The following is a 14,514-nucleotide window of genomic DNA, read 5'->3' as shown; positions in this document are numbered from 1 at the left end:
TGACAGGATATGATAGACGTGGAGCCGGGCGGTGTATATGGGTGTAATGTCCGTGTGGCGCTGGTCATTCCCTGCTCAGGCTTTACCCAGGCCGAATTCGTCCCACATCGCATCCACGCGCTGTTTCACGTCGGCATCCATGACTATGGGGGTACCCCATTCACGCGCCGTCTCGCCCGGCCATTTGTTGGTTGCATCCATGCCCATCTTGCCGCCCAGGCCGGACACCGGGCTGGCGAAATCAAGGTAGTCGATCGGGGTGTTTTCCACCAGCAGCGTATCGCGTACCGGGTCCATGCGCGTGGTGATTGCCCAGATCACCTCTTTCCAGTCGCGGATGTTGATGTCGTCGTCCACCACCACGATGAACTTGGTGTACATGAACTGGCGCAGAAAACTCCAGACCCCGAACATCACGCGCTTGGCGTGGCCGGGATAGCTTTTTTTGATGCTGACCACCGCCAGCCGGTAGGAGCAGCCTTCCGGCGGCAGGTAGAAATCGGCGATTTCGCTGAACTGTTTTTGCAGTAGCGGCACGAATACTTCATTGAGTGCCACGCCCAGCACTGCGGGTTCGTCGGGCGGTTTGCCGGTGTAGGTGCTGTGATAGATCGGGTCGTGGCGCAGGGTGATGCGCTCAATGGTAAACACCGGAAAGCTGTCCACCTCGTTGTAATAACCGGTGTGGTCGCCGAACGGGCCTTCCTGCGCCATTTCGCCAGGGTGAATGACGCCTTCCAGCACGATCTCGGCGCTGGCGGGCACCTGCAGATCGCTGCCGAGGCATTTCACTACTTCAGTTTTTGCACCGCGCAGCAACCCGGCGAACTGGTACTCGGAGAGCGAATCCGGCACCGGCGTGACTGCGCCGAGAATGGTAGCCGGGTCGGCGCCCAACGCGACGGCGACAGGAAACGGTTTACCCGGATGTGCCAGCTGGAACTCGCGGAAATCCAGCGCGCCGCCGCGATGCGCCAGCCAGCGCATGATGACCTTGTTGGGCGCGATGACCTGCTGGCGGTAGATACCCAGATTCTGGCGTTTTTTGTGCGGTCCGCGGGTAACAGTCAAACCCCAGGTGATGAGCGGACCTGCGTCACCGGGCCAGCAGGTTTGAATAGGTAGTTTGGCCAAGTCCACGTCGGTGCCTTCCCACACAATATCCTGACAGGGCGCGCTGCTCACTTCCCTGGGGGCCATGTTGAGCACCTGCTTGAACACCGGCAATTTGTCCCACGCGTCTTTCAGACCTTTGGGCGGTTCCGGTTCTTTCAGGAAAGCCAACAGCTTGCCGACCTCTCGCAACGCCTCGACCGAGTCTTCGCCCATGCCCAATGCGACCCGTCGTGGCGTACCGAACAGGTTGCCGAGCACCGGCATGGTATGACCGGCAGGGTGCTCGAACAGGATGGCCGGCCCTGCGGCTTTGAGTACCCGGTCGCAGATTTCCGTCATTTCGAGATGGGGGCTGACGGTGGCACCGATGCGTTTCAGTTCGCCGATTTTTTCCAGTTGCGCCATAAAATCGCGCAGGTCTTTGTATTTCAAACCAGTCCCCGGATACGCGTCAAAGTTGCTGTGGTGGAAGTGGTGTGCAGGAACGGGATGGAATGTACCTGCCCGCCCCAGTCGAGTACTTCGCAGCCACCGACCATGGCCTCCACCGGCCAGTCGCCGCCTTTGACCAGAACGTCGGGATGAATCAACTGGATGAGAGCCAGCGGGGTATCGTCGTCGAAGCCGATCACGCCGTCGACCGAGCCGAGTGCTGCCAGTACCGCCATGCGGTCCTCCAGACAATTGATGGGGCGATCCGCACCCTTGTTCTGGCGTCGTACCGAGTCATCCGAATTGACCCCGACGATCAGCGCCGCACCCAGCGCACGCGCTTGCGCCAGATAGGTGACGTGTCCGCGGTGCAGGATATCGAAGCAGCCGTTGGTGAACACCAGCGGGCGCGGCAGGCGAGCCAGCAGGTCGGGCAGCGTTTGCAGCGTGGCAATGCTGGCCTCGAAATCAGGCAACGGGTAGGTGGATTTCAACGCGTTTACTGAACGATCTGGAACATTTTGACCACTTTCTTCACCCCGCTGGTGGTGCTGGCGAGTTGTGCGGCGTCATCTGCTTCTTGTTGAGTGACCAGGCCCATCAGGTACACCACGCCGTCTTCGGTGACCACTTTGACGTAGTTGACCTGGAAACGTTTGGCGTCGAGAAAGCGCGCTTTGACCTTGGTCGTGATGTAGGCGTCGTTGCTGCGCGAGGAGAACAGCGACACCGGGCCCACCACGGTCTGGTTGTATACCTTGCGTACATTGCCCACACCTTGGGCGATATCGGTGATTTTCTGCTGCGCTTCGGCGCTCGGCACTTCGCCGGTGATCAATACATCGTGATTGAAACTGGTGACATTGACATGTGTATTTTTGGGGAAGGCCGCGCCGATGCGGTTACCCGCGCGCAGCTCGATTTCCTGATCCTCGATGTAGGCGGCCGAACTGCGTCGGTCTGCCGCCATCAACGCGCCTGCGCCGACGCCGGTTGCAACTAGTGGTACGCATCCCTGTAATTGCAATAGCGCCAAACCGAGTGCGGCAACAATCAATGTAGTACGCATTATTCGACTCCTAGAATTAGACAATCAATCCCATCGCACAGACAGTGGATGGTGAGCAGGTGAACTTCCTGAATTCGTGCCGTGGAAGTGGCCGGTACGCAGATATGGACGTCATCGTCGCGCAGAAGTTCGTCAATCTGGCCGCCACCATTGCCGGTCAATGCGATCACGCGCATGTCGCGGGCATGGGCAGCGCGGATCGCTTCAATCACATTGCGCGAATTGCCGCTGGTGGAAATCGCCAGCAATATGTCACCCTCGCGACCCAGAGCAGTCACCTGTTTGGCGAATACCAGACTGAAATCGTAGTCGTTGGCGATCGAGGTCAGGATCGATGTGTCGGTGGACAGCGCAATCGCGGCCAGGCCGGGTCGTTCGATCTCGAAGCGGTTGACCAGCTCCGAAGAAAAATGCTGCGCGTCGGCGGCCGAGCCGCCATTGCCGCAGGACAGGATTTTGCCGTCCGCCAGCAGGCATTCGCTCATGTGTTCCACGGCCAGCGCGATGGGCACTGCCAGCGTGTCCATGGCATCCATTTTGAGGCGCGCGCTGTCGCCAAAGTGTTCAGATATACGTGCGATTAGATCCATAGATTAAATTATGACACACGCCATGCACTATGCACCGAAGGCATTTGGTATCCATTCGATTTCGTCGCCTTCAAACAGCAGGGCGTCAAACCGGCACGGCGGCGGTTTTCCAAGTTGGGCCAGATAATGCTGTGCTGCGGCGATCAGTTTGCGTTGCTTGTGGGCATCGATACTGGCGCCTGCGCCGCCAAATGCGCGTGAGCTGCGGCTGCGCACCTCGACAAATACCAGCGTTGTGCCGGCGCGCATGATCAAATCGATTTCACCAAAGCGGCAGCGATAGTTTTTTTCCACCAGTTGCAGCCCGCGTTTGACCAGATACGCTGCGGCGGCCTGCTCCGCCACTGCACCGGTCGGCATCAGGATTTGCTCCGGCTGGCTGGGGCGGCGACAATAGCAGGATTCGTCAGCGGCGGTAAACATGCATACATGCGGGACATTATATGTGGTGGCAACGCCCATTGGTAATCTGGGTGATATTACCCAGCGTGCGCTGGAGGTGTTGCGCTCGGTTGATCTGGTCGCGGCCGAAGACACCCGCCACAGCGGCCAGTTGCTTACCCGGCTGGGCATCCAGGCACGTTTTGTGGCGTTGCACGAGCACAATGAGCAGCAGATCAGCGCGCGTCTGATAACAGACATGCAGGGCGGCAAGAATGTGGCGCTGGTGACCGATGCCGGTACCCCGGCGATCAGCGATCCCGGTACATTGCTGGTGGCTGCGGCGCATGCGGCGGGAATAGCCGTAGTGCCGGTGCCGGGTGCAAGTGCCGTGATCTGTGCGCTATCGGCGGCCGGGGTGGTGGCGCCGCACTGGCTGTTTTACGGATTTTTGCCCGCCAAATCGTCCGCACGGCGCCAGGCACTGAGCGACCTTTCCCGGCTGCCTTATGTGCTGGTGTTCTATGAAGCCCCGCATCGTATCCTCGACTGTGTCGCGGATCTGGCCGAAACTCTGGGTGGCGAGCGGCGCGTCACTTTGGCACGCGAGCTGACCAAGCTGTTTGAGTCCATCCACAGTTTGCCGCTAGGCGAGGCGCAGGCGTGGCTGGAAGCAGACACCAACCGCCAGAAAGGCGAATTCGTGCTGCTCGTGGAAGGGGCACCCGAGGCCGGTATGGATGAAAACATGTTGCGTCTGCGCGATACGCTCACGGTACTGCTGAAAGAATTGCCGGTGAAACAGGCGGCACAGCTGGCTGCCAAGCTGACTGGCCTGAAGAAAAATGCCGCCTACGAGCTGGCTTTGCAAATGAAGGAAGAAAGCAATCCATGAATCAGATTACCCTTACTCGCCCAGACGACTGGCACCTGCATTTGCGTGATGGTGCCGACATGCAGTCGGTCCTGCCCGATACGGCACGGCGCTTTGCCCGCGCCATCGTCATGCCCAATCTCAAGCCGCCGGTGCGCACGGTAGAAAATGCACACGCCTATCGCGAGCGCATCCTGGCAGCCTTGCCTGCCGGGTCGGATTTCCAGCCGCTGATGACACTGTATCTCACTAACAACACCGATCCCGGTGAGATTGCGCGTGCCAAGACCAGTGGATTTGTGCACGCGGTGAAATACTATCCGGCCGGGGCGACGACCAACTCGGATATAGGCGTGACCGATCTGGCCAATTGTGACGCGGTATTTGCCGCGATGGAGCAGCACGGTGTACCGTTATTACTGCATGGCGAAGTCACCGATCCGGCGGTGGACATCTTCGATCGCGAGGCCGTATTCATCGAGCGTCATCTTATCCCGTTGCGAAAAAAATTTCCCGCGCTGAAAATCGTGCTCGAACATCTCACGACAAAACAAGGCGTCGAGTTTGTAAACGCCGCACCCGCCCACGTGGCGGCTACCATTACTGCACACCATCTGCTGTACAACCGCAACGCCCTGTTCCAGGGCGGCATGCGCCCGCATTACTACTGCTTGCCGGTGTTGAAGCGGGAAGCGCATCGCCAGGCACTGATTACCGCCGCCGCCAGCGGCAGCGCAAAATTCTTTCTGGGTACCGACAGCGCACCGCATCCGGTAGGCGCAAAGGAAACCGCCTGCGGCTGCGCCGGTATCTACACTGCGCATGCCGCCATCGAACTCTATGCCGAAGCGTTTGAAGCAGCCGGCGCGCTGGACAAGCTGGAAGCCTTTGCCAGCCATTTCGGGGCGGATTTTTACGGTTTGCCGCGTAACAGCGAGCGCATCACGCTGAAACGTGAAATCTGGGTGGTGCCCGATGCGCTACCCCTGGGCGAGACAATGCTGGTGCCGCTCAGGGCGGGAGAATCGGTGGCGTGGCGGCTGGTCAACGAAGCGGGATAAGTGGCAAGCCTTGGTATGGGGTGCTTGGATGCGGCAATCAACTGACGGTCAGCCAGGTAAATGGAAAGCTGGCATAGGCTTTAATGGTAATATGATCTTGATGGAGTCCGGGAGGGAATTAATCAGGGTGCAAGCGTTACACTATTCCGGCAAACGGTAAAAAGTTAAATTGATAATCATGAGGATGCTTCATGCTTACATTGACAATTAATTTGGATTCCCTGGCTTTATACATAGTTGCTGCTGATGTCCTTCTCCTGCTTTCGTATATCCTGTACATCTTTCACAAGAAAAGACGGCTTAATAAGGCGAAGAGTGCGATAACGGATTTCATAACAGGGTACTTCAATGATAGCGGAGCAGAGACACGGGTAACTTGCTTTAAGCTGGAGGGTAACAATCATTTCGTTGTCTTGATAGAATCCGAACCATTAAAGCGATTCCGTTATTCCATCATTTTAGAGAATAATCTGATATCCCATATTTTCAAAACCACAGGCACAGTAGTTGAGAAAATTTACTGGCGATTCCCAATTAAACCTTCCCGGGAAATAGTCGCAGCATCTGATGGAAATAATTTAGCGGATGATGACGATGCATATTTTTCAGATGTGCATGCCTGGGCTAAAGCACAAGGCGAGTACCAAGTCTCTGAAGTGCCATGGGATCAGTATGAAAACTCAACAGTAGAAAAATGAACGGTTAACCCGTTGACCCAAAATCCCGGGCTCCCGCGCTATCCGCCACATTCCGTCTCCATCGATACCAACCCGTGTTTTGTTCATGCCAGATCAACAACATAAATAAGCGAAGCGCATTGCGCGTGCGCGTGCGAAGGCGCATGAACAGCACGGTGGAAATCCGTGCCGGAGAAAGCCATGCCTCCGCAATCAAAGGTAACTGCGTCGCTGTGAGGCGAGGTGGAGAGCAACCGGAGATGAACGACCGGTCCGTAGGATCGACAATGTGGCACCGCCGGGAAACCAGGCGGCAAACGGAGAACACAAACAGCGTCCTAAAGCATCTGGCACCGGACATGGTGAAGCGCGGGACAACATAACCCGTGCACAGGGAAGCGAGGCAGGAAGGTAGATGCGCAAAAGCCGGACCAGGGCACTGAAAGCGAACGGCGAGCAGGAGTATCGGCAGTGCTGGAAACGACTAAACAAGATACAGACATCCCCACCCAAAACCGGGCATGGGTCGAAGCCGCAGTGTGGACGGGGCGCATGTTGGCGGCGCTGGATAACGGCGTCCAAGGAGGCAAATGGTTCAGCCTGATGGACAAGGTATACCGGCCGGAAGTGATGGCAGCTGGTGCGGCGCAACAAGGGGGCGGCGGGCGTAGATCGAATCAGCGTCAAGCGCTTCGATAGTCGCGCGCAACGCCATCTTGAAGAACTGCACAACGACCTGAAAACGGGGCGCTATCAACCGCAACCGGTACGGCGGCTGGAGATTCCCAAGTGAGCCGGCAAGACCCATCGCTAGACATCCCCACGATCAAAGGCTCAACAAAAATCAAGAAGCACAGGCGGTGCGCAGGACTAGCCATGGAGACCGCGTTTCCGGATGAATCAGGGTTGCTCTGCGCTTACCGTTAATCCATTGACGGGAAATCCGGTAGCGCTTCTTCCATTTGTGCGGTGCGATTTCCGCCCTCCTGTTTTGCCTGAGCGAGGGCTTTTTCTGCGCGTTTGATGATCACTTCGACGGTATCTTTTGGCGCATTGGTGGTGATGCCCGCTGAAAAGGTCACCGTCATGCCTGGCGCGATGGCTGCCCAGTTGCACTCCGCCACGGCTTTGGTTAACCGCTCCATTGCTATCAAGCCATGATCCAGCCATGTGGCCGGCAATACGATGCCGAACTGATCATTGTCCAGGCGGCCAAAACGGTCCACCGTCCTGAGCAGCTTGATTGCGGTATCGGCTACCGTTTTCAATACGGCATCCCCTGCCTGCCGGCCATGCTGGTCATTCGCTGCAGTGAAATGATCGATGTCCATGATGGCGAAGCTAAAAGGGTGGCCGGTTCGCAATGCACGTTGCAATTCGGCATCAAGCATCTCGGACAGGCTGCGCCGATTGAGTACACCAGTCAGTGCGTCATGCCGGGATAATTTGTCCATCTGATGGCGCAACGCCTCGATCGTCTGTTCATGTTCAGACAACTGTTGACGCAAGTGGGTGCAATTGGGGCAGGTATCCTGTGCTGTCGTCATTGGAACTCCGTTCAAAGTGCAGACAGGCAAGATGGTGCAATGGATTGCCCGTCAAAAAAATGTGTATCTTAAAGTACTATGCCGCAGGCCACGCGAGCACCGCCTCCGCCCAGTGGGGCAGGGTGATCGGCATGATTGTCCCCGCCCGTATGCGCCATCACGGAACGCCCCTTCATGCCAGCCATTTTCAGGCGCGGCGCAAGCGAGGCAAGGCTGGAAACAAGCGCAAATATCAACGATCCGGTTTTCATGTTGATCCCCCAATTGACAGGTGATGGATACGCTAACGGTATCGGACAGTAGCAAATCTCATGCGGCTTGCTGACTTGAAATTTCAATATCCAACATATAGTGCCATCGCAATTGATTGATGTGCAATGAATTAATGATTGCTAGTAGATCATGGACCGGCAGGTTTACTAAAGCGCAGATACCAGGCAGCGCTCTGCCGCCGGTATCGTGCTCGATCAACGATTGTTTCCGTCATAGCGGAATCCTGGCCGCCAGCCCAGTCCGGCCACGGCTTTGGCGATGGCAACGGTGCCATCCTCCTCCGCGATATTGTAAATCCCTGCATGGCCGCTTGTGACTGCACGGCGTGCAGCATCGGCAGCGTCATCCACGTGCAATGGCCCGCCAGCAGATGGCTTATCGAAGCCGGTCCCTGGGCCATAGAGCTTGCCGTAACGAAGCACAATCCCCTCGAATGGCGCACCGAGCATCTGCTGTTCGAGACTGGCAACGGCACGGGCTGATAATCCCGCATCAGGGTCATTCAGATCCAGCGGCGCATCCTCGCGGTAGGGTAGCGGGCCGGGCGCATAAACAAAGGCAAGGCTTTGGGCGACCATCCTGCGGGCTCCCGCAGCGACGGCAGCGGCAACCAGATGGCGCGTACCGATTTCACGAAGACGCGCGTTGCGGATTCGCGCTTCGGGCATTTTCGCAGGGTCGAGCGCAGGCGGCAGGTCAGTCAATTGGTGCATCACAACCGCTGGCTGTGCCGAGCAAACAATGTCGAGCAGTGCCTGCTCGTCGAATACGTCTACAATCACCGGCGTTACGCCCATGGCGCGTAGCGCCGCCGCTTTCTCAACCGAGCGAGTTGTGCCAGTCACCACCCAGCCATCCTGAATCAGTAACGGGCACAGCCTGCGGCCGATAGCTCCTCCCGCGCCAGCCACAAAAATGTTTTTGTTCACTTCGCCTGGCCTCCTGCTTCCTCGAAAAATGATTGCCTTTGAGTTAATAGGCTGGCACAGCACCGTACGCGACCAGTCCAGGTGAGTAGGGCGAGCCCCTGATGGTTCGCCATGCCTTTATTTTTAGGCGAAGAAATGCATCGCACCATAAATCAAACCAGCCACGGCTGCCGCACCTGCACCTAGAATGACATAGGCGCCACGCGTCATGCCATTCAATGCTTTTTTAATGGCTGCACGATCGTTGACGTTGGGAAATTCTGATTCGGGCGCCGGAACTTCCAGAAACGTGCAAAGCGGCTGCCAGCCCTGGTCGGCGGAAAATATCAGCAGCCGATCCGGGGAAACCGCTGCTTTTACATCAGCGATGTGTTGATGGTAGTGAGCGATGGCCTGGTCGCGATCCTCCATGGTGCCCTTGTGCGCGCGCTGCCAGATCAGCTTGCGGGACATGTCGCCAAACTTTCGCCCGAACGGCGTAGCTAATTCCAGTACCTTGAACTGCCACATTTTCTCCGTGAAATAAATGGTGTCCATCGTGCTTTCATACCAGGCTTCGGCGCCACGCGGGTGTACAGTCAGCAATACCTTGGCATCGGGATAGGCGACCAGCAGTTCCCGCCATACACAACACGCCGGGTTGTCCACCGCGGCGGTATATTTTGAAAATACCTGCGTCCAGTCATGCTGCGTGCCCGGCGCAGTGTTGGCGACCTTGCGCCAAAAATCCAGATGCGATTTGTTGTCCTTGTTTTCCAGCACCTCGAACATGTGATAGCACGGAAAACCCAATTGCTGAAGCGCGGTGTATACAGACAATGTGCCGGTGCGTCCGAAGCCTGTACCGATTATTTCAAGCGCCATGGTTATATCTCCCCTTTAACTGATTTAGCTACGGTGGATAAGGGCATGTAAGGAGTGTGCCGCAGTGAGCGACAGCGAACGATCTTGAACACATTGATTGCGACGACTTAACGTTTCCAGACTTCATACCCTATAGCCTTGAATTTGCTTACGGGTAAAGCACCACGTTCATTGCGCGCTTTCGAGCCTGGCGCGAGCAATGCGTGTTCAATTGCAGGCCTCGTGGCTTCATATATGCTTAATACTGTTAGGTCTTCGTCCATTAGCACCAAGAGTACGGTGTCCCATTCTTTATCAAGCTGGATGCTGCCAAGACGTTGCCCCGGTTTTGCGTTGATAGGGATACACCTGCCTTTAATTTGTATTTTTGTTTCCCGCCCGTTTTCTCGCCGTATTGCATCATAGCCGGACTGCCTGGCTATCGCTAACTCCAAGCCAAGAATCTGTGCGGCTGAGAATTCGGCGATCTCGCCGGTAATGCCGAGCGGCTTACCAGTGAGCTTGCGATATTTTCTCGCCAACGCTTTAGCTTCGCTCAGGATTTCTGCTATCTCATCCATTCTTTTCGGGACATAACAGTGATTAACCGAATATATGCGTCCGGGCTAATAGCCAACAATACTGACGCGCATCATGCCATGGTATTTTATTGAGGTGCAACGGGTTTTCTGCCAGATCAAGGGCGGCGCTGTCTATTAGCCGCCCTCGCGATGTTCATGCCGATCGACACTACTCAAACTGTCGGTTCTGACCGAAGCAAGTGTAAATCAGGCGGCTAACTGTTTGGTTTCCAGCGCATTCGCACGCTGCAGGATTTCCCGGGCGTTATCCACTTCCTCGACGCTGCCATGAGCGATGACCAGATATTTGTCTGCCTTGAGCAAGGTCTCGTATTTGATCGCGCTGTGTTTGGGCATGCCCAGACTCATCAGTGTGGCGACCAGGGCGCTGATGCCACCTGCCACCGCAGCGCCTTCCAGGCCACGGCTAGCGGGCCGTGGCCGGGTACCCAGAAGAAGGCGTCGATGCCACCCCGGGTTTTGATGTGATCGCCGCGAGTGTAGAAGCCGAGCGGATGTTCTTCGCTGTGATAACCACGTCCGATGATGGATGGTCTGTTCATGTCGAAACCGGATTTCTGTACCTCCTTCACCCCCTGCTCTGCTTGAGGATGTGTGTCGGATGATGCCGCCGCGTGTTCCATCTCGGGATTGGCCCAACCGCTATTTTCGGTGTATTTTTAATTTCAATGCGCAGATTTGGGTGAGTCATGGATAGCGCTGTATAGCTGGTACCGGATATGAGCGACATGGATAACATGATGGGTAATGTGAATTTTGCGGATGGCATGATTCGCTTGTTCATGATGGGAACCTCCTGTTGCGATTGTTTTGTTCAGATAATTGCCCAAGCGATACGACGCATGTCGCATGCCATATTTACAGGCAGTTGATTTATTGTAATGTTGTGGATTCGTTGGAAGTAAGTGCGGGGGATATGTCCCGGGTCATGCCCGGGCTTGGGGGATATAAGCCAAATGTAATTGGCTTGCGGATTGAACTTAAGGTTTGCAAGTCAGTCGATGAATTATTATTAAGTACATCCTAATTTGCTAATGCAATCACTCATGTCAGCCACGCTCGTTACCGATCTGTCTCGTGCCCAATTCGCCTTGACCGCGCTGTTTCATATTCTGTGGCCGGTACTCACCATCGGGTTGTCGTTCTTTCTGGTTGTAATCGAGGCGCTCTGGCTCAAGACGGGCGACGTTGACTACTATCGACATGCGCGTTTCTGGGCAAAATTATTTGTGCTGAATTTCGGTGTAGGGGTCGTTACCGGCCTGCCGCTGGAATTCGAATTTGGAACCAACTGGGCGGAATTCTCACGCTTTGCCGGCGACTTTTTCGGCGCGGTGCTGGGCTTCGAAGGCGCCATGGCGTTCATGCTGGAGGCAGGCTTCCTCGGCATCATGCTGCTGGGCTGGAAGCGCGTGCCACGGGCCGTGCATTTCTTTGCAACGCTGATGGTGGCGGTGGGCGCCAGTTTGTCGGCGCTGTGGATCGTCATGGCGAATTCCTGGATGCAAACCCCGGCAGGCGGGACGGTTGTGAACGGCCATTTTGTGGTGACCGACTTCTGGGCCGCCATGTTCAATCCGGACATGATTTGGGGCGTGAGCCACATGTGGGTGGCCGCGCTGGAAGTGGGTTGTTTCGTGGTCGGCGGCGTGTCCGCCTGGTATGTGCTGAAAAACCGTAATCCTGCGTTTTTCATGAAAAGCCTGAAAATGGCGGTATTGGCAGCGGTGCTGATTACCCCGCTGCAAATATTCTTGGGTGACGGTTCCGGGCAATCCGTATTCCAGTATCAGCCAGCCAAGGGTGCGGCAATCGAAGGACACTGGCATACCAATTCGCTTGGGCAGGGCGCGCCCTGGGCAGTCGTTGCCTGGCCCGATGCGGAAAAGGGCGGTAACGATTGGACACTGGAAGTCCCCAATGTATTGAGTGTGCTGGCCACCCATAGCTGGGACGGTCAGGTAAAAGGCCTGCTCGATATTGCGCCGCAGGATCGGCCACCCGCGTTGCCGCTGTTGTTTTACAGTTTCCGTTTGATGGTGGCGATCGGTTTTTACTTTTTTGCGTTGATGGCCATGAGTCTGTGGCAGGCGTGGCGTCACGGTTGGCGGGAACAGGACTGGCAGCAGCGGCCATGGCTGCTCAAAGGCTGGTTGTGGGCGGTGCCGATGGGCTACGTGGCGGTGGAAATGGGCTGGATCGTGCGCGAGGTCGGGCGTCAGCCCTGGTTGATCTACGGGATATTGCGCACCAGCGAGGGGGCCTCGAAATTACCTGCGTCCAGCGTCATGTTCAGCATAGCCGGCTATTCGTTGTTGTACATCGTGTTGGCAATTGCGTTCTTTATTTTTGCCCGGCGCTGGTTACGCAAAGGCCCCGATTTGACGCTGGAGCCGCCAAAGGCGCCGCCACATGCCTGGCAGGATCGGCGTATCTGAACACGCTGCGCATGGCAACACGGTTTAATCATTCAAGGACAAATGCTGTATGGATATGCAAACTTTCCTGGTGGCATTCTGGATCGGCGTAGCGGGGCTGTCTCTGCTGCTGTATGTGGTGCTGGACGGATTCGATCTCGGGGTAGGTATTCTGTCTCTGGTCGCTTGCGATGAAGACCGGCGCGGCTTGATGATGGCAAGCCTGTCCAGTGTATGGGATGCCAATGAAACCTGGCTGGTGTTGTTGGGCGGCGTGTTATTCGGCGCATTTCCGCCGGTTTACGCAGCCTTGCTGCAAGGCTTGTATATTCCAGTCATGGTGATGTTGTTTGCGCTGATCATGCGTGGCGTAGCATTTGAATTCCGCCATGCCAGCGGGCGAAAATGGCTGTGGAATTTTACTTTTGGTCTGGGTAGCCTGGGCGCTGCGGTTAGCCAGGGCATGATACTGGGCGCCCTGATTCAAGGCTGGCCGACCGAGGCCGGCAACTATGTGCAGCATGGCTGGCACTGGTTGACGCCATTCACGTTGCTGACTGCGCTGGGCGTTGTGCTCGGTTATGCCTTGATGGGCGCAGGCTGGTTAATACTAAAGTCCACGGGCGAGATGCAGGATCGCGCTTATCAGCGTGGCTTCTGGCTACTGCTGGGAGCCTTGGCGACCGGCGCACTGGTATTGGCGTTGACGCCGCTGCACAACGCGCATATCGCGGCGCGTTGGACCGGCAATGGAGCACTGCCCTATGCGCTAGCCGGAGGTGTCGCTGTATTCGCAGCGCTGCTCACCATCTGGGCTTACCTTAAACGGCACGAATACTGGCCATTTCTGGGCACGTTGCTGCTGTTCGTGGCGTCGTTTGTGGGTCTGGTTGCGAGTCTGTATCCGTATGCGGTCATGCCTGCGTTGACCTGGAGTGCATCGGCAGCTTCCCCCGGCACGCAATTGTTCATGCTGGTTGGCATCCTGCCACTGATACCGATTATGCTGTTTTACAACGGCTATCAATATCTGGTGTTCAGCGGCAAGGTGGATGGGTTGGCTTATGGTGACGACGACCATGGCGGTCAATGAATAGTCTGCTGGCCACCGCCCACCCCTATATTCTGCAGTACGGTTACGGCGCGCTATTCGGTGTGTTATTTGCGGAGTCGATAGGCCTGCCGTTGCCAGGCGAGACGTTTCTGGTCGCGGCTGCGTTTCTCGCCACACAGGGTCAGCTCAACATCTGGCTGGTAGGTCTGACGGCATGGGCTGCAGCAGCGCTGGGCGATAACCTGGGCTATGCCATTGGTCATTTCGGTGGCCGCAAGCTGGTGGTTCGTCACGGTGCGCGCGTAGGTATCAGCACGGAACGACTGGATAAGACGGAACGCTTCTTCGCGCATTACGGCCCGGAAGTCGTCATCGTCGCGCGTTTCTTCCCGGTGCTGCGACAGCTCAACGGCATCGTTGCGGGCAGTGCCGGAATGGGCTGGAAACGCTTCGCAGTCTACAACGCGCTGGGCGCGCTCCTGTGGGTTGGCGCATGGAGTGCGGGCGTCTACTATTTCGGCAAGCGGATTGAAGCATGGCTGCTGCGGGTTCATACGGCAGAGTTGTGGCTGGCGGGCGCGTTGGCGCTGGCCCTGCTGGTTGCAGTTGTTTACTGGGCCATGTCGAAACGGTCGCGCAGCCGCTGAAA

19 protein-coding genes are annotated in these 14,514 nt (G+C 56.6%); 7 read left to right on the top strand and 12 right to left on the bottom strand.

Going from position 1 to position 14,514, the window contains the following annotated elements; genetic code table 11:
• Positions 1-75 precede the first annotated feature (75 nt).
• Genes ubiD through ACYCZJ_RS05610 form a run of 5 tightly spaced genes read right to left on the bottom strand, consistent with a single transcriptional unit; the run spans position 76 to position 3,567 of the window.
• Complete coding sequence (gene ubiD / locus ACYCZJ_RS05630; RefSeq protein WP_461553242.1) at positions 76-1,548, bottom strand: 4-hydroxy-3-polyprenylbenzoate decarboxylase; 1,473 nt, start codon at positions 1,546-1,548, stop codon at positions 76-78.
• Positions 1,545-2,042 (bottom strand): D-glycero-beta-D-manno-heptose 1-phosphate adenylyltransferase, encoded by a 498-nt coding sequence (rfaE2, locus tag ACYCZJ_RS05625; RefSeq protein ID WP_461553241.1) that lies wholly within the window; start codon positions 2,040-2,042, stop codon positions 1,545-1,547. Before rfaE2 ends, ubiD begins: the two co-directional genes overlap by 4 nt.
• A gap of 5 nt (positions 2,043-2,047) precedes the next feature.
• Positions 2,048-2,617 carry a BON domain-containing protein gene (locus tag ACYCZJ_RS05620; RefSeq protein ID WP_461553240.1) on the bottom strand — a complete coding sequence of 190 codons (570 nt, stop codon included), beginning with the start codon at positions 2,615-2,617 and terminating at the stop codon, positions 2,048-2,050.
• Positions 2,617-3,207, bottom strand: a complete 591-nt coding sequence (locus ACYCZJ_RS05615) for a phosphoheptose isomerase (protein WP_461553239.1) — start codon at positions 3,205-3,207, stop codon at positions 2,617-2,619. The genes ACYCZJ_RS05620 and ACYCZJ_RS05615 overlap by 1 nt, the downstream gene beginning before the upstream one ends.
• Before the next feature lie 27 nt (positions 3,208-3,234).
• Positions 3,235-3,567, bottom strand: coding sequence for a YraN family protein (locus ACYCZJ_RS05610; protein ID WP_461553282.1), 333 nt, complete (start codon positions 3,565-3,567; stop codon positions 3,235-3,237).
• A 61-nt stretch (positions 3,568-3,628) separates the two neighbouring features.
• Between ACYCZJ_RS05610 and rsmI the strand changes: the two genes are divergently transcribed.
• The 4 genes from rsmI to ACYCZJ_RS05590 all read left to right on the top strand — a co-directional run bounded on the left by rsmI (position 3,629) and on the right by ACYCZJ_RS05590 (position 6,899).
• A complete protein-coding gene (gene rsmI, locus ACYCZJ_RS05605; RefSeq protein ID WP_461553238.1) occupies positions 3,629-4,483 on the top strand; it encodes a 16S rRNA (cytidine(1402)-2'-O)-methyltransferase in 855 nt (284 codons plus the stop codon).
• Entirely contained in the window at positions 4,480-5,523 is a 1,044-nt protein-coding gene (gene pyrC, locus ACYCZJ_RS05600) for a dihydroorotase (protein ID WP_461553237.1), read from the top strand. The genes rsmI and pyrC overlap by 4 nt, the downstream gene beginning before the upstream one ends.
• Before the next feature lie 191 nt (positions 5,524-5,714).
• A complete protein-coding gene (locus ACYCZJ_RS05595; protein ID WP_461553236.1) occupies positions 5,715-6,221 on the top strand; it encodes a hypothetical protein in 507 nt (168 codons plus the stop codon).
• A gap of 450 nt (positions 6,222-6,671) precedes the next feature.
• Complete coding sequence (locus ACYCZJ_RS05590; RefSeq protein ID WP_461553235.1) at positions 6,672-6,899, top strand: hypothetical protein; 228 nt, start codon at positions 6,672-6,674, stop codon at positions 6,897-6,899.
• Positions 6,900-7,123: 224 nt separating this feature from the next.
• Here ACYCZJ_RS05590 and ACYCZJ_RS05585 read toward each other — a convergent pair whose 3' ends face one another.
• From ACYCZJ_RS05585 to ACYCZJ_RS05555, 7 genes are all read right to left on the bottom strand, one after another.
• Positions 7,124-7,747 carry a GGDEF domain-containing protein gene (locus ACYCZJ_RS05585; protein ID WP_461553234.1) on the bottom strand — a complete coding sequence of 208 codons (624 nt, stop codon included), beginning with the start codon at positions 7,745-7,747 and terminating at the stop codon, positions 7,124-7,126.
• A 68-nt stretch (positions 7,748-7,815) separates the two neighbouring features.
• Entirely contained in the window at positions 7,816-7,998 is a 183-nt protein-coding gene (locus tag ACYCZJ_RS05580; protein ID WP_461553233.1) for a superoxide dismutase family protein, read from the bottom strand.
• Positions 7,999-8,214: 216 nt separating this feature from the next.
• Positions 8,215-8,949, bottom strand: a complete 735-nt coding sequence (locus ACYCZJ_RS05575) for an NAD-dependent epimerase/dehydratase family protein (RefSeq protein ID WP_461553232.1) — start codon at positions 8,947-8,949, stop codon at positions 8,215-8,217.
• Between the two features lie 123 nt (positions 8,950-9,072).
• Positions 9,073-9,813: a sulfotransferase family protein gene (locus tag ACYCZJ_RS05570; protein WP_461553231.1), complete on the bottom strand. Its 741-nt coding sequence runs from the start codon at positions 9,811-9,813 to the stop codon at positions 9,073-9,075.
• A 107-nt stretch (positions 9,814-9,920) separates the two neighbouring features.
• Entirely contained in the window at positions 9,921-10,373 is a 453-nt protein-coding gene (locus ACYCZJ_RS05565) for a DUF6998 domain-containing protein (RefSeq protein WP_461553230.1), read from the bottom strand.
• Between the two features lie 207 nt (positions 10,374-10,580).
• On the bottom strand, positions 10,581-10,778 hold the full coding sequence (locus ACYCZJ_RS05560) for a hypothetical protein (RefSeq protein ID WP_461553229.1): 198 nt from the start codon (positions 10,776-10,778) through the stop codon (positions 10,581-10,583).
• On the bottom strand, positions 10,742-10,936 hold the full coding sequence (locus ACYCZJ_RS05555; protein WP_461553228.1) for a hypothetical protein: 195 nt from the start codon (positions 10,934-10,936) through the stop codon (positions 10,742-10,744). Before ACYCZJ_RS05555 ends, ACYCZJ_RS05560 begins: the two co-directional genes overlap by 37 nt.
• Before the next feature lie 504 nt (positions 10,937-11,440).
• On the opposite strand from ACYCZJ_RS05555, the gene ACYCZJ_RS05550 reads away from it, so the two are divergent.
• From ACYCZJ_RS05550 to ACYCZJ_RS05540, 3 genes are read left to right on the top strand one after another with little or no spacing between them, the layout of a single operon-like run.
• The gene (locus ACYCZJ_RS05550; RefSeq protein WP_461553227.1) at positions 11,441-12,832 is read left to right on the top strand and encodes a cytochrome ubiquinol oxidase subunit I; all 1,392 of its coding nucleotides are present in this window, start codon (positions 11,441-11,443) and stop codon (positions 12,830-12,832) included.
• Positions 12,833-12,881: 49 nt separating this feature from the next.
• Positions 12,882-13,904, top strand: coding sequence for a cytochrome d ubiquinol oxidase subunit II (gene cydB, locus ACYCZJ_RS05545; RefSeq protein ID WP_461553226.1), 1,023 nt, complete (start codon positions 12,882-12,884; stop codon positions 13,902-13,904).
• Positions 13,901-14,512, top strand: coding sequence for a DedA family protein (locus ACYCZJ_RS05540; protein WP_461553225.1), 612 nt, complete (start codon positions 13,901-13,903; stop codon positions 14,510-14,512). The genes cydB and ACYCZJ_RS05540 overlap by 4 nt, the downstream gene beginning before the upstream one ends.
• The last annotated feature ends 2 nt before the right edge of the window (positions 14,513-14,514 follow it).

The organism is Sulfuriferula sp. (assembly GCF_054605375.1).
This window is presented reverse-complemented; position numbering and strand designations above follow the sequence as displayed.